Source organism: Arthrobacter sp. B3I4 (genome assembly GCF_030816855.1).
GTDB lineage: Bacteria > Actinomycetota > Actinomycetes > Actinomycetales > Micrococcaceae > Arthrobacter.
In genome coordinates this window covers 202918-222251 of sequence record NZ_JAUSYK010000001.1, presented here as the reverse complement: position 1 = coordinate 222251, position 19334 = coordinate 202918, and the positions used below count along the sequence as shown (strand labels likewise).

Annotated in this window: 7 protein-coding genes and 2 rRNA genes; 8 read left to right on the top strand and 1 reads right to left on the bottom strand. The window is 63.6% G+C overall.

The window, feature by feature from the left end:
• Positions 1-110 precede the first annotated feature (110 nt).
• Genes glgX through QFZ61_RS00975 form a run of 3 tightly spaced genes read left to right on the top strand, consistent with a single transcriptional unit; the run spans position 111 to position 3170 of the window.
• Positions 111-2225, top strand: a complete 2115-nt coding sequence (glgX, locus tag QFZ61_RS00985; RefSeq protein WP_307032500.1) for a glycogen debranching protein GlgX — start codon at positions 111-113, stop codon at positions 2223-2225.
• 58 nt (positions 2226-2283) lie between these two features.
• Positions 2284-2817 carry a ribonuclease domain-containing protein gene (locus QFZ61_RS00980; RefSeq protein WP_373427108.1) on the top strand — a complete coding sequence of 178 codons (534 nt, stop codon included), beginning with the start codon at positions 2284-2286 and terminating at the stop codon, positions 2815-2817.
• Positions 2814-3170, top strand: coding sequence for a barstar family protein (locus tag QFZ61_RS00975; RefSeq protein WP_307032498.1), 357 nt, complete (start codon positions 2814-2816; stop codon positions 3168-3170). The genes QFZ61_RS00980 and QFZ61_RS00975 overlap by 4 nt, the downstream gene beginning before the upstream one ends.
• Before the next feature lie 41 nt (positions 3171-3211).
• On the opposite strand, the gene glgP is transcribed toward QFZ61_RS00975, so the two are convergent.
• The gene (gene glgP, locus QFZ61_RS00970; RefSeq protein ID WP_307032496.1) at positions 3212-5830 is read right to left on the bottom strand and encodes an alpha-glucan family phosphorylase; all 2619 of its coding nucleotides are present in this window, start codon (positions 5828-5830) and stop codon (positions 3212-3214) included.
• A gap of 140 nt (positions 5831-5970) precedes the next feature.
• Between glgP and QFZ61_RS00965 the strand changes: the two genes are divergently transcribed.
• From QFZ61_RS00965 to QFZ61_RS00945, 5 genes are all read left to right on the top strand, one after another.
• Positions 5971-8052 carry an alpha-1,4-glucan--maltose-1-phosphate maltosyltransferase gene (locus QFZ61_RS00965; RefSeq protein WP_307032494.1) on the top strand — a complete coding sequence of 694 codons (2082 nt, stop codon included), beginning with the start codon at positions 5971-5973 and terminating at the stop codon, positions 8050-8052.
• Positions 8049-9845 (top strand): maltose alpha-D-glucosyltransferase, encoded by a 1797-nt coding sequence (gene treS, locus QFZ61_RS00960; protein ID WP_307032492.1) that lies wholly within the window; start codon positions 8049-8051, stop codon positions 9843-9845. The genes QFZ61_RS00965 and treS overlap by 4 nt, the downstream gene beginning before the upstream one ends.
• Before the next feature lies 1 nt (position 9846).
• Positions 9847-13572, top strand: a complete 3726-nt coding sequence (locus QFZ61_RS00955; protein ID WP_307032490.1) for a 1,4-alpha-glucan branching enzyme — start codon at positions 9847-9849, stop codon at positions 13570-13572.
• A gap of 507 nt (positions 13573-14079) precedes the next feature.
• Positions 14080-15605, top strand: a 16S ribosomal RNA gene (locus tag QFZ61_RS00950).
• A gap of 554 nt (positions 15606-16159) precedes the next feature.
• A 23S ribosomal RNA gene (locus QFZ61_RS00945) occupies positions 16160-19286 on the top strand.
• The 16S and 23S rRNA genes sit together here, the layout of an rRNA operon.
• Positions 19287-19334 lie beyond the last annotated feature (48 nt).

Genomic DNA, 19334 nt, shown 5'->3' with positions numbered 1-19334 from the left:
CGCCGGCGCAGGGCAGAAGGCGCCCCTGGCTCGGCGCCCCTGGCTCTGCGCCGTCGTAACCGGCCGGACGGAAAGGCCCCCACTTGTCGTCCCCGGCTAAGCTATAAGCGATGGTCAAGTCCTTTGTAGAGCCAGCTACCACCGTGGATGCTTCGCGGCCGATGCCGCTCGGCGTCAGCGTCCCCCGCACGGGTTCTCCGGTGACGGACGATCCCCGGGGCGGCTTTGCAAACGTGGCGGTCTATGCCCCCGGCGTAGCCACTCTGGAGATCGTGTACCAGGTTCCCCGCGGCAACTGGCAGGTGAGCACTCTGCCGAACGTCACGGACGGCGTGCACCACGGCATCGTCGAGGGCCTGCCCGTCGGCTCGCGTTATGGACTGCGCGCCTCCCCGGCAGACGAGGCCTTTCCCCTGCCGGTGCCCACGATGGACTTCGACGCCGACGGCGTGCAGCCGTTGCTGCTGGACCCGTACGGCCGCGGCGTGGATGAGCGGGACAACTTCATCACCAGCGTCCGGATGTCGAGCGACTTCGACTGGGGCGTGGACCAGGGTCCGCGGACTCCCTGGCGCAACACCATCATCTACGAGGCTCATGTCCGCGGCCAGACGATGCTGCATCCGGACATCCCGGAGCATCTTCAGGGAACCTACGCCGGCATGGCGCACCCGGCCATGGTCGAGCACCTGGTTTCGCTCGGCGTCACCGCTGTCCAGCTCTTGCCGGTCCACTTCCACATCGACGAACTGCATCTGCAGAACCTGGGCTTGACCAACTACTGGGGCTACAACACGGCGGCGTTCTTCGCGCCGCATCCCGGCTACGCCACCCAGGCAGCCCGGGAGTCGGGCCCGCAGGCAGTGCAGGACGAGTTCAAGGGCATGGTCAAGCTGCTGCACGCAGCCGGGCTTGAGGTAATCCTCGACGTCGTCTATAACCACACCGCGGAAGGCGGCACCGACGGGCCAACACTGAGTTTCCGCGGCCTGGGCGAACTGCAGTACTACCGCCACGACGGACACGGCAAGTACGTGGATACCACCGGCTGCGGCAACACACTGAACTTCGGTGAGCCGCGCGTGGTGCAGCTGGTGCTGGACTCGCTGCGGTACTGGGTGAACGAATTCCACGTCGACGGCTTCCGTTTCGACCTCGCCGTTACCTTGTGCCGCAACGCCGCGAACGAGTTCGACCCGAGACATCCCTTCCTGGTCGCCGTCGCAGCGGACCCTGTGCTGTCCGAAGCGAAGCTCATCGCCGAACCGTGGGACATCGGCTACGGCGGGTGGCAGACCGGCCGTTTCCCCGTCGGCTGGGTGGACTGGAACGACCATTTCCGCGACGCCGTGCGCACCTTTTGGCTGGCCGACCGGGCCGCCATCGACGCCGGCGGGCAGGGCGGATCGGTGGCACGGCTCGCGGATGCGCTCTCGGGTTCCGCGGAGCTCTTCGCACCCTCGGGACGGGGCCGGCTGGCTTCGGTCAATTTCATCACTGCCCACGACGGGTTCACCCTGGCCGATATGGTCGCCTTCGACCGCAAGCACAACGAGGCTAACGGTGAGCAGAACCGCGACGGCCACGGCGACAACCGCAGCTACAACCACGGCTTTGAGGGCCGGACCGAGGATGAGGCCGTCCTCAAAAGGCGGGCACAGAGCAGCCGCAACCTGATGGCCTCGTTGATGATCTCTCTCGGCGTGCCGATGATTACCGCCGGCGACGAGCTTGGCCGCAGCCAACAGGGAAACAACAACGCGTACTGCCAGGACAACCCCATCACGTGGATCGACTGGACCAGCACCCCGGAGTCGCACTCCATGCTCCGCAGTACCAAGCGTGTGATCAGGCTGCGCAAGGAGTTTCTCGCCGGCCAGCCGCACGATTATCCCTCGCGTGAGCAGCAGTCCTACTTCCACTGGTTCGACGCGCATGGCGAACAGATGTCCGCCGAGCGGTGGCAGGATCCGAGCCACCGGGTGGTGCAGCTCCTGCTCGGGTCCGACGTCGGCCGCGTGGACGGTCTCGTGGTGGTCAATGGCGGCGCTGAAGACGTGAAGGTCACGCTTCCGGCGGTCCCTAACGACGACGGCTCCGGTCCCCGGCTCTACGAATTGCGGCTGACCACCTCCGATTTACACGACCAACGCCAGGGCACCCGGATCTCCTCCGGCGAACGGGACGTGGTCCAGGCCAACAGCATCAACATCTACCGGGTCTAGCCGTTCGCCGGCTGGGAGAAAATGGGTAGACATTGGGGAAAGCGATAGGTTCGCACGCATGAAAATCCAGCGGCTGATAGGTCTGCTCGCCGTGTTGCTTGGACTGGTGGTGCTGGCCTTTGTGCTCGCCAGCCCGGAGCCCGGCACCGCGCCGCCCAATGCAGGGCAGGCCGGTCCTGCGCCGAGCAGCCTCGGGCGGACAACCCCCGGGGAGACAAGCCCCGGGCAGAGAATCAACCCCGCGCAGACCTCGGCCGCTGCCCGGGCGACGCAGGCCGGCGTCGCCAATCCGTCCCGGCTGCCGGAAATCAAGGCATCGCAGCTCCCGCCGGAGGCGCGGCAGACGCTCCAGCTGATCGCCCGCGGCGGCCCGTACCCCTACTCGAGGGACAACGTTCCGTTCGGAAACTTCGAGAGGGTTCTGCCGCAGAGGGCCTCCGGGTACTACCGCGAGTACACGGTGCGGACGCCAGGGGAGTCGGACCGGGGCGCCCGCCGGATCGTGGCAGGCGACGCCGGGGAAAAAGTACTACACCGACGACCATTACGAATCGTTCAAATTCATCGCAGAAGGCAAGTAAGGCTGACATGAGAATTTTCTCCGCGGACACCTGGACCCTTGAAAAACTCCGGGCACAGGTCCACGACGCCGGCCGCCGCGCGCTGATCATCCCGGCCGCGGATTCGAAGAAGGCAGTCCTGGCAGCCTTCGGGGAAGTCCTGGATTTCCCGGACCACTACGGAGTCAACCTCGACGCCCTCAACGACTCCCTGCACGACTTCGCGGATGCCGCCAGCGAGAACGGGCAGCGGCCGGTCACCGTCATCTGGCAGGTCCCGGCCGCCTTCCGCGCCGACCGCGCCTTCGGCATCATCTGCGAAGTCCTGCAAGACGCCGAGCGCTACGCCGGCCAGGATCTCAAAGTCATCGCCGTCTGCCTCTAGCGGGGGCACCGATCCAGCGACCAGAGCAAACGCGGGCCCGCTCAGGCGTTGACGATCAAACCCAGCTCGGCCTTCGACGCCAACCCCTCGTGCTTGGGCAGCACCCGGACGGTGTAACCGAACGAACCGGACCGGTCGATCACAAGGGTGCCGCTGAACAAGTAACGGCCTTTGCCCAGGTCCTCGGCCGATTTCAGCTCGATCACGGTGACGTCGCTCAGCTGGTCGTTGTCCTCGGCGCGGCCATAGGCCACCTCCACCGCCACGTCCTCCGGCGGCAGATCGTGGAGCGCCACGTAGGCGTTCACCTGCAGGTCGTCGCCTATCTGCGGATCCTCCGAAACGCCCACGGAGTCCACATGCTCGACCTGGATCTGCGGCCAGGCTGCGCGGACCCGGGAGCACCAGGCGGCCAGTGCCTTCGCCTCGGCAAAGTTGTTCGCCGAGGCGTGCCGGCCGGCGACGGCCGCGGGCCGGTAGAGGACGTTGACGTAGTCCTGCAGCATCCGGTCCGCAGACACGGCGGGGCCCAGATGCGTCATGGTGTGCTTGATCATCGATACCCAGTGCGTGGGCACCTTCTGCGGCTCCGACTGCGACGGGCCTGCAGCGCCTGCACCCGCGGAGACGGTGAGGCCGTAGAACTTCGGCGCGACCTGGGTTTCGAGGAGCTCGTACAGCGCGGCGGCCTCAATGTCGTCGCGTTCCTCCGGGGAGGCGTCGTTGTTGGCCGTCGGGATCGCCCAGCCGTTCTCGCCGTCGTACATTTCATCCCACCAGCCGTCCAGCACGGAGAGGTTGAGCGAGCCGTTGATCGCCGCCTTCATGCCGGAGGTGCCGCAGGCTTCCAGCGGGCGCAACGGGTTGTTGAGCCAGACATCACAGCCAGGGAACAGGGTCCGTGCCATGGCGATGTCGTAGTTGGGCAGGAATGCGATCCGGTGCCGGACTTCCGGGTCGTCGGTGAAACGGACCAGGTCCTGGATCATCTTCTTGCCGGCGTCATCGGCCGGGTGGGATTTACCGGCGATCACCAACTGGATCGGGTGGGTTTTGTGCAGCAGCAGAGCCTTGAGCCGCTCGGGGTCCCGGAGCATCAGGGTCAGGCGCTTATAGGTGGGCACCCGGCGGGCGAAGCCGATTGTCAGGATGTCCGGATCGAGCACCGAGTCGGTCCAGGACAGTTCAGCGTCCGCCGCCCCACGTTTCTTCCAGGCCGCGCGTAGCCGACGCCGGACGTCCTCCACGAGGGAGACCCGCATCTCCCGCCGGAGCGCCCACAATGCCTCGTCCGTAACGTTGTAGGCCAGATCCCAACGGCCCTCCGTCTCCGCGTCGGAGCCGAATTGTTCGCGGGCCAGCTGTGAGATCCGCGGATCCACCCACGTGGGGACGTGGACGCCGTTGGTGACTGAGGTGATGGGCACCTCGGTGTGGTCAAATCCCGGCCAGAGCGCAGAGAACATGCCGCGGGACACGACGCCGTGCAGCTTCGCGACGCCGTTGGCGCGCTGCGCCAGCCGCAGCCCCATGACCGCCATGTTGAAGACGAACGGGTTGCCCTCAGTAAAGTCTTCGCGGCCCAGGTCCAGGATCTTTGCGGTCGGAACATCGGGGGCCAGGCCGGCAGCGAAAAAGTGCTCGATCTGCGAGGTCTCGAAACGGTCGATGCCGGCCGGTACCGGGGTGTGGGTTGTGAAGACCGTCGAGGCGCGCCCGGCGGTCAGGGCTTCGTCCCAGCTGAGCGGATTTTCCCCGGACATCAATTCCTGGATCCGTTCGACGCCGAGGAAACCGGCGTGGCCTTCGTTGGTGTGGAAGACCTCGGGTGCGGGGGCGCCGGTCAACCGCTGGTAGGCGCGGAGGGCCTTGACCCCGCCCATGCCCAGCAGGAGCTCCTGTTGCAGCCGGTGGTCGCCGCCGCCGCCGTACAGACGGTCAGTGATGCCGCGGGCAGCGTCGTCGTTGCCGGGCACATTGGAGTCCAGCAGCAGTAGCGGGACGCGCCCGACGTCGGCCCGCCACACGTGCGCCAGCAGGCGGCGACCGTGGGGCAGCGGCAGTGATATTTCGACCGGCCGGCCGTTGCCGTCCGGCGCTGCCTCGCGCAGTAGGGTCAGTGGCAGGCCGTCCGGGTCCAGCACCGGGTACGTCTCCTGCTGCCAGGCGTCGCGGGAGAGGGACTGCTTGAAGTAGCCGGCCTGGTACAGCAGGCCGACGCCGATCAGCGGGACGCCGAGGTCCGAGGCTGCTTTCAGGTGGTCTCCGGCCAGGATGCCGAGGCCGCCGGAGTACTGCGGCAGGACCTCGGTGATGCCGAACTCGGGGGAAAAGTACGCGATGCAGCGCGGGGCATCCTCTCCCAGGCCCTGGTACCAGCGGGGCTGTTCGATGTAAGCGTCCAGGTCTGCGGCGGCCGCGTGGACGCGGCGGACCACCTCCTGGTCCGCCGCGAGGCGCTGCAGCTCTTCCCGGCTCACCAGGCCCAGGAAGGTCACAGGATCCTGGGCGCTTTCGGCCCAGATCTGCGGGTTCAGCTGCTCGAAAAGCTCCCGGGTCGGCAGGTGCCACGACCAGCGAAGGTTGGTGGCGAGCCGCGCCAGGGGCCGGATCGATTCGGGGAGAACGGTTCTGACGGTAAATCTCCGGATAGCCTTCACCTGCGAAACACTAATCCAGAAGTCGAGGCCCCGGAACTGCTTTGGGTTTCTTTCCGGTAAATGTCGGATGAGCCCCAAGATCAGCGCAAGAAAGTGAGCAGGCTTAGCATTCTGTGCGATTTGTAGATAACGTCGAGGTTGTGACGACTAACTCCCGAGCCAGTGCCGCATCCAAGCAAAAGCCGAAGGCCCTGATTACTGATGGGCTGAAATTCGGCAGGTTTCCGATCACCAACGTGCAGCCCGCGGTTGAAAACGGCAGGTTTCCAGCCAAAGCGGTAGTAGGAGAGAGCGTCGTCGTGGGCGCCACAGCCTTCCGCGAGGGCCACGACATGCTCGGTGTGAGCGCTGTGCTCTTGGATCCCCGGGGCAAGGAACGCCAGCGCGTGCGGCTCGCGCCGCCGCGCGGAGACCGGGGCAAAGGCACCGACCTCTGGGAAGGCCTGCTCACCCCGTCCGGCACCGGATTCTGGTCCTTCGTCATCGAGGCCTGGCACGACCGCTACGGCACCTGGCACCATAACGCCGAGGTCAAGGTCGAAGCCGGCATCGACGTCGAGCTGATGCTGGCCGAGGGCGCCGCGCTGCTGACCGAGGCCTCCGAGGATGCCAGCCGGCCCTCCGCCGACCGGCGGACGCTCCGGATCGCCGTCGTCGGCCTCTCCGACGCCTCGAAGACGCCGGAGGAACGCCTCGCCGCCGGCTTCAGCGCCGACGTCGCGAGCGTCATCGACCGGCAGTCGATTCGCGAACTGGTCACCGTCTCCGAGCCCTACCCGCTGCTGGTGGAGCGCGAGCTCGCCGGCCGCGGCGCCTGGTACGAGTTCTTCCCGCGTTCCGAGGGCGCCGTCCGCAACCACGAGACGGGCGAATGGACCTCCGGCACGTTCCAGACCGCCGCGAAGCGCCTCGACGCCGTCGCCGCCATGGGCTTCGACGTTATCTACATGCCCCCGATCCACCCAATCGGAACCCAGCACCGCAAGGGTCCGAACAACACCCTGCTGGCCGGACCGCACGACCCCGGCTCGCCTTGGGCGATCGGTGCCAAGGAGGGCGGCCACGATGCCATCCATCCCGACCTGGGCAGCTTTGAGGACTTCGATGCGTTCGTAGCCCGCGCCGGCGAACTCGGACTGGAGGTCGCCCTGGACCTGGCGCTTCAGGCCGCTCCGGACCACCCCTGGGTGCAGAGCAATCCGGAATGGTTCACTACCCGCGTGGACGGCACCATCGCCTATGCCGAGAACCCGCCCAAGAAGTACCAGGACATCTTCCCGCTCAACTTCGACAACGACCCCGCCGGCCTGTCCAACGAAATCCTCCGGATTGTCCTGCTCTGGGTCAGCCACGGGGTCAAGATCTTCCGCGTGGACAACCCGCACACCAAGCCGGTGTGGTTCTGGGAGTGGCTGATTGCCAAGGTCAACAAGAAACACCCCGACGTCGTCTTCCTCGCCGAAGCGTTCACCCGGCCGGCGATGATGCACGCCCTCGGCCGGGCCGGCTTCCAGCAGTCCTACTCCTACTTCACCTGGCGCAACACCAAGGAGGAGTTGGAGGAGTACTTCCAGGAAGTCAGCCACGAATCCCCGGCCTACTTCCGGCCGAACTTCTTCGTCAACACCCCGGACATCCTCACCGAGTACCTGCAGTACGGCGGCCCTGCGGCCTTCAAGATCCGCGCCACGCTCGCCGCCACCGCGAGCCCCATCTGGGGCGTGTACGCCGGCTTCGAACTGTACGAGCACGTGGCCCGGCCGGGCGCGGAGGAGTACATCGACAACGAGAAGTTCGAGTACAAGGCCCGAGACTGGGACGCGGCAGCGCAGTCCGGCCGCACGCTGACCCCGTACATCACCCGGCTCAACGAGATCCGGCACAGCCATCCCGCGCTCGGCGACTTGCAGAACCTGACCCTGCACACCAGCACCGACAATGCGACCGTCGTGTACTCCAAGCACAAGACCCTCCCGGACGGCACAAAGGACACCCTGATCATTGTGGTCAACGTGGACCCGCACGGCATCCGGGAAAGCACGGTGTCGCTGGACCTTGCCGCCCTCGAGCTGGATCCCGAGGACCTGACCCACAACGGCGGATACATCGTCCAGGACCTGCTGACCGGCGAAAGCTGGGAATGGGGCGAGTACAACTACGTACGCCTCGACGCGCACGTCGAACCCGCCCACATCCTGCACATTCGGAGGTCCCACCAGTGAGTTTTAGTCCAGGCAACCCCAGCCAGCACTTCACGCCGAAGGGAAACTTTGAACTGAACGCACCGGGCCTCCAGCACGATCCCCTCTGGTACCGCAAGGCGGTCTTCTATGAGGTCCTGGTCCGGGGCTTCGCGGACGGCAACGGTGACGGCTCCGGCGACTTCCACGGCCTGATCGAAAAACTGGATTACCTGCAGTGGCTCGGCGTCGACTGCCTGTGGCTGCCGCCGTTCTTCCAGTCCCCGCTGCGCGACGGCGGCTACGACATCTCCGACTACAACTCCGTGCTGGACGAATTCGGCACGATCAGCGATTTCAAACGCCTCGTCGCGGAGGCCCACGCCCGAGGCGTGCGCGTCATCATTGACTTGCCGCTGAACCACACCTCTGACCAGCACCCCTGGTTCCAGGAATCGCGCAAGGACCCGGACGGTCCTTTCGGGGATTTCTACGTCTGGAGCGACACGGACGAGAAGTACCAGGACGCCCGCATCATCTTCGTGGACACCGAGGAGTCTAACTGGACGTTCGATCCGATCCGCCGCCAGTTCTTCTGGCACCGCTTCTTCAGCCACCAGCCGGACCTGAACTTTGAGAACCCCAAAGTTATCGACGCCCTCTTCGACGTCGTCCGGTTCTGGCTGGACCAGGGCATTGACGGTTTCCGCGCAGACGCCATCCCCTACCTCTTTGAAGAGGAAGGCACCAACTGCGAGAACCTGCCGGCGACGCACGAGTTCCTCCGCCAGCTGCGCCGGATGGTCGACGAGAGCTACCCGGGACGGGTAATCATCGCCGAAGCCAACCAGCCGCCCGCGGAAGTGGTCGAGTACTTCGGCAGCGAAGAGGAACCCGAATGCCACATGGCTTTCCACTTCCCGATCATGCCGCGGCTGTACTACGCACTGCGGGACCAGAAGGCCGCGCCGATCATCGAGACGATGAAGGACACCCCGGACATTCCGGAGGGCGCTCAGTGGGGCACGTTCCTGCGCAACCACGATGAGCTGACCCTGGAGATGGTCACCTCCGACGAGCGCGCGGCGATGCTGGGCTGGTACGCGCCGGATCCGCGCATGCGCGCCAACATCGGCATCCGCCGCCGGCTGGCCCCGCTGCTGGACAACTCCCGCTCCGAGATCGAGCTGATCAACGCCCTGCTGCTCTCGCTGCCGGGCAGCCCGTTCCTGTACTACGGCGACGAAATCGGCATGGGCGACAACATCTGGCTCGAGGACCGCGACGCGGTCCGCACCCCGATGCAGTGGAACCCGGACCGCAACGCCGGGTTCTCCAACGCCGACCCGGGCAAGCTCTACCTTCCGGTCATCCAGTCGCTGGTCTACAACTACAGCATGGCCAACGTGGAAGCAGAGGCGGCGCACTCCGGTTCGCTGCTGCGCTGGACGCGGCAGATCCTCAGCGTCCGCAAGAACCACCCTGCCTTCGGACTCGGGTCGTTCCAGCACGTTGAAGCGGACCACGACGTCGTCCTGTCCTACCTGCGCGATTTGCCGGCCGGCAACTCCGCAGGGGAGGAGCCGGAGACCGTCCTGTGCGCCTTCAACCTGTCCCAGCACCCGGTCGCGACCACGCTCAAACTTCCGCAGTACGCAGGCCGCGGCCTGCGCGACGTCTTTGGCGGTCAGGCGTTCCCGGCCATCTCCGATGACGGGACGCTGACCTTGACCTTGGGCAGCCACGACTTCTTCTGGCTGCGGATCCGCTCGGCTGCCTCCAACCCGGCGTCGCCCCAGACCATGGCGATGCCTATCCTGTCCATCGAAGGCTGACATGACGCGACCCATCCTTTCCCCCGCCCTGGACACCCTGCTCCGGAGCTGGCTTCCGCGTCAGCGCTGGTTCCCGGTCAAGAGCGCGCGGTTCAGCTTTGAACAGGTGGGCCGCGTGGAGCTGAACGCCGGGCCCGGCGCGAGGCCGGTGGCCGCCCCGGCGGCGGAAACACCGGCACCGGAAGCATCCAGGCTCGAGGTCCTGCTGCTGGCCGTGACGTATCCGACCGCGGACGGCGACCGTACCGACGTCGTCCAGGTGCCGCTCAGCCTGCGCACCGTGCCGCTGGCCGGAGCCAGCGCCGCGTTGCTCGGGGAACTCCCGGCGGAGGGCACCGACCCCGCCCCCGGCTGGGTCTATGACGGAGTCCACGATCCGGCCTTCATCGCCGCGTGGCTCGAACTGATGCAGGCACGGGCCGCGACGGCTGACGGCACCGCCGCCGGCCACCTCGTGGAATCGGATCACCGGCTGCCGTTGGCTACCGGCAAGGTCCGGGTGCTCTCCGGCGAGCAATCGAACAGCTCGGTGATCGTCGATGACGGCTCTTCGGCAGCGATCCTGAAGTTCTTCCGGGTGCTGTCCGAGGGACAGAACCCCGAGGTGGAGATCGGCGCGGCACTGACCGCCGGCAACACCGCGGAGGTCCCTGCGACTCTCGGCTGGGTGACCGGCCAGTGGACGGTCCCGGCGGGCAACGCGGGCCAGCCGGCAGACCGCACAGCCCGCGGCGAGCTCGCCGTCGCTCATGAATTCCTGGCCGGCGGCCTGGACGCGTGGCGCCTCGCCGTCGACGCCGCCAGCACCGGAACTGACTTCACCGCCGAAGCGCACGGGCTGGGCGTCGCCACGGCAACCGTGCACCGCCGGCTGGCCGAGGCGCTGGGCACCGCCGTCGAGGGGACCCCGGGCGGCGACATCGCCCCCGGCGTGGCCGCCCGCGTCCGGCAGTCCTGGGCCGAAGCCGGGGCCGCCGTCGGCCCCTTCGATGACGCCCTCGAGGCGCTTCTGGCCCGGCTCGAAGGCACCGGCGCCGGCCACCTGCAGCGGATCCACGGCGATTTGCACTTGGGCCAGATCCTGCAGGTTCCAGGCGGGCCGGCAACGCCCCCGCGCTGGGCGATCCTCGACTTTGAAGGCGAGCCGTTGCGGCCGATCTCCGAACGCAACTTCCCCGACGTGCCGCTACGCGACGTCGTCGGCATGCTCCGGTCCTTCGACTACGCCGCCGGCGCGGCCGACCGTGAGTCCGACGCCGCCGCGGTCCCCGAAAGCTGGGTGGACGACTGCGCGGAGGCCTTCCTGGCCGGCTACGCGGAGGTCACCCCGGGCACGGTCGACCGCGACTCGCCCTTGTTCGAGGCGCTGTGGCTCGACAAAGCCCTCTACGAAGTTGTTTACGAACTACGAAACAGGCCCGACTGGCTCGCCATCCCGGTGAACGCATCCCGTCGTCTCCTTGGCAGTACAGGCTCCGGCGTTCCAGCCGAAGCCGCAGCGGAAGGTAACAAAGTGACAGGTTCAGCACGTACCGAACGACCCGGTGTCCCGCTTCCCGTGGCCGCGGACACCCTCGCACGGGTCGCAGCAGGGGAGCACCACGCGCCGCACTCGGTCCTGGGCGCCCACCTTGACGACTACGGCCACGTCACCATCCGCACCGTAAAGCACATGGCCGAAGCCGTTTCCGTCGTGACCGCGGCCGGCCGCACCCCGATGTCACACGAGTCCGGTGGCGTGTGGGTGGCCGTGCTGGAGCCGGTGGAACAAGGGCACGTGCCGGATTACCGGCTGGAGGTCACCTACGAGGGCCAGGAACCGCAGCAGTCGGACGAGCCCTACCGCTACCTGCCGACCGTGGGCGAGATCGACCTGCACCTGATCGGCGAAGGCCGCCATGAGCGGCTCTGGGACGTTCTCGGTTCCCATGTCCGCCACTACAAGTCGTCCCTGGGCGACGTCGACGGCGTGTCCTTTGCGGTCTGGGCCCCGAATGCCCAGGCAGTGCGCATCAAGGGTGACTTCAACGGCTGGGACGGCCGTGAGTATTCCATGCGCTCGCTTGGTTCCTCAGGCGTGTGGGAACTGTTTATTCCGGGCGTTTTAGCAGGGGCGCGCTACAAGTTTGAGATCAAGGGCCGGCACGGCCACTGGGTGGAGAAAGCGGACCCGCTCGCCTTCGGTACCGAGGTTCCACCGCTCACGGCGTCCCGCGTCGTGGAGCCCTCCTACGCCTTCAAGGACGAGGAGTGGATGAAGGCCCGCGCCGCCCGGGACCCCCACAACTCGCCGATGAGCGTTTACGAGGTCCACCTGGGATCCTGGCGCGTCGGCCTGGATTACCGCCAGCTGGCCAAGGAACTCGTGGAGTACGTGAAGTGGCTCGGCTTCACCCACGTGGAGTTCATGCCGGTCGCCGAGCACCCCTTCGGCGGGTCCTGGGGCTACCAAGTGACGTCCTATTTCGCGCCGACCTCCCGCTTCGGCCACCCGGACGAGTTCCGGCACCTCGTGGACGAGCTGCACCAGGCCGGCATCGGCGTGCTCCTTGACTGGGTCCCGGCGCACTTCCCCAAGGACGCGTGGGCCCTGGCTCAGTTCGACGGCGAGCCGCTGTACGAGCACTCCGACCCCAACCTCGGCGAACACCCCGACTGGGGAACCCTGATCTTCGACTTCGGCCGCAGCGAGGTCCGCAACTTCCTCGTCGCCAACGCACTGTACTGGCTGGACGAGTTCCACATCGACGGCCTGCGGGTCGACGCCGTGGCCTCGATGCTCTACCTGGACTACTCCCGGCAAGAGGGGCAGTGGAAGCCGAACCGCTTCGGCGGCCGGGAGAACCTTGAAGCGATCTCCTTCCTGCAGGAAGTCAACGCCACCGTCTACAAGACCCACCCCGGCGCGGTCATGATCGCCGAGGAATCCACTGCTTTCCCGGGTGTCACCGCCCCCACCAGCCAGGGCGGCCTGGGCTTCGGGATCAAATGGAACATGGGCTGGATGCACGACTCGCTCAAGTACGCGGCCGAGGACCCGTACAACCGCAAGTGGCACCACGGCACCATTACGTTCTCCTTGGTGTACGCCTTCACGGAGAACTTCCTACTGCCGATCAGCCACGATGAGGTTGTCCACGGCAAGGGATCCATGCTGCGCAAGATGCCGGGGGACCGGTGGCAGCAGCTCGCCAACCTGCGCGCCTTCCTGGGCTACCAGTGGGCCCACCCCGGCAAGCAGCTCATCTTCATGGGCACCGAGTTCGGCCAGGAAGCCGAATGGTCCGAACAGTACGGGCTCGACTGGTGGCTCGCGGACATCCCCGCGCACCGCGGTCTGCAGTTGCTGACCAAGGACCTCAACGAGCTCTACAGCTCCACCCCGGCGCTGTACGAGCGGGACAACGATCCGGACGGCTTCCAGTGGATCAACGGCGGGGACGCTGATCGGAACGTCTTGACCTTCATCCGCCGGGACGCGGCCGGCAACCCGCTGGTGTGCGCTTTGAACTTCTCCGGCGCCCCGCACCGGGACTTCCGACTGGGAGTCCCCTCCGGCGGGCAGTGGCAGGAAGTGCTGAACACCGACGCCGCCGCCTACGGTGGCTCGGGCGTGCTGAACGAGGGCACGCTGACCGCAAGCGATGACGGCATCGACGGACAGCCCGCCGCGATCACGGTGACGCTGCCGCCGCTGGGTGCCGCCTACTTCAAGGCGACCGACTAGGTCGTTTCCGGCCTGAGACCTCCCGAACATCCGGGCGTTTCCAGCCCGGACCGTGGAAGCCCGGAACCTTGTGGTTCCGGGCTTTTCCGTTCCCCCGCGTTGCTCCGGCCGGCCGCCGACAGCAGCCGGGGAGGGGGCCGCTTTGTCACCCGCTCCAACTGGTGGTACAGTTTATTTCCGCGCTGCTCCCCGGAGTTGATCCGCCAAGAAGACCACGAAGCCTCTGGCAAGACTGAGTCGGAGCGCTGATTTGACTAGGGCGAAGCGCGCGGGTAAGTTTGAAAAGTTGCTCCGGAGCGATCCACGGCTGAGGTTGTGGTGGTGCCGGGTGTGTCTGTTGTTTGAGAACTCAATAGTGTGCCAAGTTTGTTGATACCAATTGTTTTATTGATTGGTTGTTTTGGCTGTGTTGTCCATCCCGTGGATGGCATGGTTTTTACAGCTGGTTTCAAATTTTGTGCAGCCTGGTTCCGCGTTTTCCCGTGGTTCTTTGGTTGTGTCTGTTCTTCAACGGAGAGTTTGATCCTGGCTCAGGATGAACGCTGGCGGCGTGCTTAACACATGCAAGTCGAACGATGATCTCCAGCTTGCTGGGGGGATTAGTGGCGAACGGGTGAGTAACACGTGAGTAACCTGCCCTTAACTCTGGGATAAGCCTGGGAAACTGGGTCTAATACCGGATATGACTCCTCATCGCATGGTGGGGGGTGGAAAGCTTTTTGTGGTTTTGGATGGACTCGCGGCCTATCAGCTTGTTGGTGAGGTAATGGCTCACCAAGGCGACGACGGGTAGCCGGCCTGAGAGGGTGACCGGCCACACTGGGACTGAGACACGGCCCAGACTCCTACGGGAGGCAGCAGTGGGGAATATTGCACAATGGGCGCAAGCCTGATGCAGCGACGCCGCGTGAGGGATGACGGCCTTCGGGTTGTAAACCTCTTTCAGTAGGGAAGAAGCGAAAGTGACGGTACCTGCAGAAGAAGCGCCGGCTAACTACGTGCCAGCAGCCGCGGTAATACGTAGGGCGCAAGCGTTATCCGGAATTATTGGGCGTAAAGAGCTCGTAGGCGGTTTGTCGCGTCTGCCGTGAAAGTCCGGGGCTCAACTCCGGATCTGCGGTGGGTACGGGCAGACTAGAGTGATGTAGGGGAGACTGGAATTCCTGGTGTAGCGGTGAAATGCGCAGATATCAGGAGGAACACCGATGGCGAAGGCAGGTCTCTGGGCATTAACTGACGCTGAGGAGCGAAAGCATGGGGAGCGAACAGGATTAGATACCCTGGTAGTCCATGCCGTAAACGTTGGGCACTAGGTGTGGGGGACATTCCACGTTTTCCGCGCCGTAGCTAACGCATTAAGTGCCCCGCCTGGGGAGTACGGCCGCAAGGCTAAAACTCAAAGGAATTGACGGGGGCCCGCACAAGCGGCGGAGCATGCGGATTAATTCGATGCAACGCGAAGAACCTTACCAAGGCTTGACATGGGCCGGACCGGGCTGGAAACAGTCCTTCCCCTTTGGGGCCGGTTCACAGGTGGTGCATGGTTGTCGTCAGCTCGTGTCGTGAGATGTTGGGTTAAGTCCCGCAACGAGCGCAACCCTCGTTCCATGTTGCCAGCGCGTAATGGCGGGGACTCATGGGAGACTGCCGGGGTCAACTCGGAGGAAGGTGGGGACGACGTCAAATCATCATGCCCCTTATGTCTTGGGCTTCACGCATGCTACAATGGCCGGTACAAAGGGTTGCGATACTGTGAGGTGGAGCTAATCCCAAAAAGCCGGTCTCAGTTCGGATTGGGGTCTGCAACTCGACCCCATGAAGTCGGAGTCGCTAGTAATCGCAGATCAGCAACGCTGCGGTGAATACGTTCCCGGGCCTTGTACACACCGCCCGTCAAGTCACGAAAGTTGGTAACACCCGAAGCCGGTGGCCTAACCCCTTGTGGGAGGGAGCTGTCGAAGGTGGGACTGGCGATTGGGACTAAGTCGTAACAAGGTAGCCGTACCGGAAGGTGCGGCTGGATCACCTCCTTTCTAAGGAGCACCTACAACAACCCCGCCGGGCCTGTGTGCCTGTGTGGTGGTGTTGTCAGGAGTACGCCCGTTGCGCAGACGAAAGTTCTGCGGCGGGTGCTCACGGGTGGAATATCAGCAAATAGCGGCCGCCGGTTTTTCTGCCGGCACCCAGTACGGACATTGTCGTTCCCTTCGGGGTTCGGGTGTCCTGGAACGGTGCGGACGGGGATGGGGCGGTTTCGTGTTTGGCACACTGTTGGGTCCTGAGACAACAGGACCATGGCCCGGGCGTTCTTCCTCTTTTGCGGGGGGTGGGGGTGCGGGGTGTGGGGCTTGTGTGTTTCTGGTTTCCCGGCTGCAGCGAGCATGCACTGTGATGTGCCCCTTTTGCGGGGGTTCTGGTGTGTGGGGTGTGTGGTCTGGGGTTGTTGTTTGAGAACTACATAGTGGACGCGAGCATCTTTTATAAGAAGCAATTTCCAAGAATATGAACCTGGATCTGTCGTTTCTGTCCTTTGGGGCGGGGCGGTGGTTTTCATGGTTCTCTCGAAAATTACTGATTGATCTTTTGTGGTCAAGTTTTTAAGAGCACACGGTGGATGCCTTGGCATTAGGAGCCGAAGAAGGACGTAGGAATCTGCGATAAGCCTGGGGGAGTCGATAACCGGACTGTGATCCCAGGGTGTCCGAATGGGGAAACCCCGCCAGGCGCGCGAGTGACCTGGTGACCCGCATCTGAACACATAGGGTGCGTGGAGGGAACGCGGGGAAGTGAAACATCTCAGTACCCGCAGGAAGAGAAAACAATAGTGATTCCGTTAGTAGTGGCGAGCGAACGCGGATCAGGCTAAACCGTTCCATGTGTGATAGCCGGCGGGCGTTGCATGGTCGGGGTTGTGGGACTTTCCGTTCTGTCTCTGCCGGGACAGTGGGGTGTGTTGCATGGGCATAGGTGAACGGTCTTGAAAGGCCGGCCAGAGAGGGTGTGAGCCCCGTAACCGAAATGTTGTCATGCCGCCCGGAGAGTATCCCAAGTAGCACGGGGCCCGAGAAATCCCGTGTGAATCTGTCAGGACCACCTGATAAGCCTAAATACTCCCTAATGACCGATAGCGGACCAGTACCGTGAGGGAAAGGTGAAAAGTACCCCGGGAGGGGAGTGAAACAGTACCTGAAACCGTGTGCTTACAATCCGTCGGAGCAGCCTTGTAGTTGTGACGGCGTGCCTTTTGAAGAATGAGCCTGCGAGTTAGTGTTACGTCGCGAGGTTAACCCGTGTGGGGAAGCCGTAGCGAAAGCGAGTCTGAACAGGGCGTTGCAGTGGCGTGATCTAGACCCGAAGCGAAGTGATCTACCCATGGCCAGGTTGAAGCGACGGTAAGACGTCGTGGAGGACCGAACCCACTTCAGTTGAAAATGGAGGGGATGAGCTGTGGGTAGGGGTGAAAGGCCAATCAAACTTCGTGATAGCTGGTTCTCCCCGAAATGCATTTAGGTGCAGCGTTGCGTGTTTCTTACCGGAGGTAGAGCTACTGGATGGCTAATGGGCCCTACAAGGTTACTGACGTCAGCCAAACTCCGAATGCCGGTAAGTGAGAGCGCAGCAGTGAGACTGTGGGGGATAAGCTTCATAGTCGAGAGGGAAACAGCCCAGACCACCAACTAAGGCCCCTAAGCGTGTGCTAAGTGGGAAAGGATGTGGAGTTGCGAAGACAACCAGGAGGTTGGCTTAGAAGCAGCCATCCTTAAAAGAGTGCGTAATAGCTCACTGGTCAAGTGATTCCGCGCCGACAATGTAGCGGGGCTCAAGTACACCGCCGAAGTTGTGGCATTCAGATTTTTGCTAAGCCCTTGTGGTTCAGGCGTCTGGATGGGTAGGGGAGCGTCGTGTGGGCAGTGAAGTCGCGGTGGAAACCAGCGGTGGAGCCTACACGAGTGAGAATGCAGGCATGAGTAGCGAAAGACGGGTGAGAAACCCGTCCGCCGAATGATCAAGGGTTCCAGGGTCAAGCTAATCTGCCCTGGGTAAGTCGGGACCTAAGGCGAGGCCGACAGGCGTAGTCGATGGACAACGGGTTGATATTCCCGTACCGGCGAAAAACCGCCCATGCTGAACAGGGGATACTAACCGCCCGAGACCTGCCCTTTTCACCCTTGTGGTGTGAGGGTTTTGGTGGAGCGCGGGACCTGATCCTGGGAGGCAAGCGTATTAACAGGTGTGACGCAGGAAGGTAGCCGGGCCGGGCGATGGTTGCCCCGGTCTAAGGATGTAGGGCGAACGGTAGGCAAATCCGCCGTTCATGATGCCTGAGACCCGATGGGACCCCCGTATGGGGGGATCCGGTGATCCTATGCTGCCGAGAAAAGCATCGACGCGAGGTTTTAGCCGCCCGTACCCCAAACCGACACAGGTGATCAGGTAGAGAATACTAAGGCGATCGAGAGAATTATGGTTAAGGAACTCGGCAAAATGCCCCCGTAACTTCGGGAGAAGGGGGGCCCCTATCGTGATGGACACATGCTGTCCGGAGCGTGGCGGGGCCGCAGAGACCAGGGGGAAGCGACTGTTTACTAAAAACACAGGTCCGTGCGAAGTCGCAAGACGATGTATACGGACTGACTCCTGCCCGGTGCTGGAAGGTTAAGAGGACCGGTTAGCCGCAAGGCGAAGCTGAGAATTTAAGCCCCAGTAAACGGCGGTGGTAACTATAACCATCCTAAGGTAGCGAAATTCCTTGTCGGGTAAGTTCCGACCTGCACGAATGGAGTAACGACTTCCCCGCTGTCTCAACCATAAACTCGGCGAAATTGCAGTACGAGTAAAGATGCTCGTTACGCGCAGCAGGACGGAAAGACCCCGAGACCTTTACTATAGTTTGGTATTGGTGTTCGGAGTGGCTTGTGTAGGATAGGTGGGAGACGTTGAAGCCCGGACGCCAGTCCGGGTGGAGTCATCGTTGAAATACCACTCTGGTCACTTTGGACATCTAACTTCGGCCCGTAATCCGGGTCAGGGACAGTGCCTGATGGGTAGTTTAACTGGGGCGGTTGCCTCCTAAAAAGTAACGGAGGCGCCCAAAGGTTCCCTCAGCCTGGTTGGCAATCAGGTGTCGAGTGTAAGTGCACAAGGGAGCTTGACTGTGAGAGAGACATCTCGAGCAGGGACGAAAGTCGGGACTAGTGATCCGGCGGTACATTGTGGAATGGCCGTCGCTCAACGGATAAAAGGTACCTCGGGGATAACAGGCTGATCTTGCCCAAGAGTCCATATCGACGGCATGGTTTGGCACCTCGATGTCGGCTCGTCGCATCCTGGGGCTGGAGTAGGTCCCAAGGGTTGGGCTGTTCGCCCATTAAAGCGGTACGCGAGCTGGGTTTAGAACGTCGTGAGACAGTTCGGTCCCTATCCGCTGCGCGCGCAGGAAATTTGAGAAGGGCTGTCCTTAGTACGAGAGGACCGGGACGGACGAACCTCTGGTGTGTCAGTTGTACTGCCAAGTGCACCGCTGATTAGCTACGTTCGGATGGGATAACCGCTGAAAGCATCTAAGCGGGAAGCTCGCTTCAAGATGAGATTTCCATACACCTCGTGTGTGAGAGGCCCCCAGCCAGACCACTGGGTTGATAGGCCGGATGTGGAAGCGAGGACTAACGACTCGTGAAGCTGACCGGTACTAATAGGCCGATAACTTACACCACACACCCCACCCGGCAAACGAACTTCAAAAGCGTTTGCACCACGGGCGG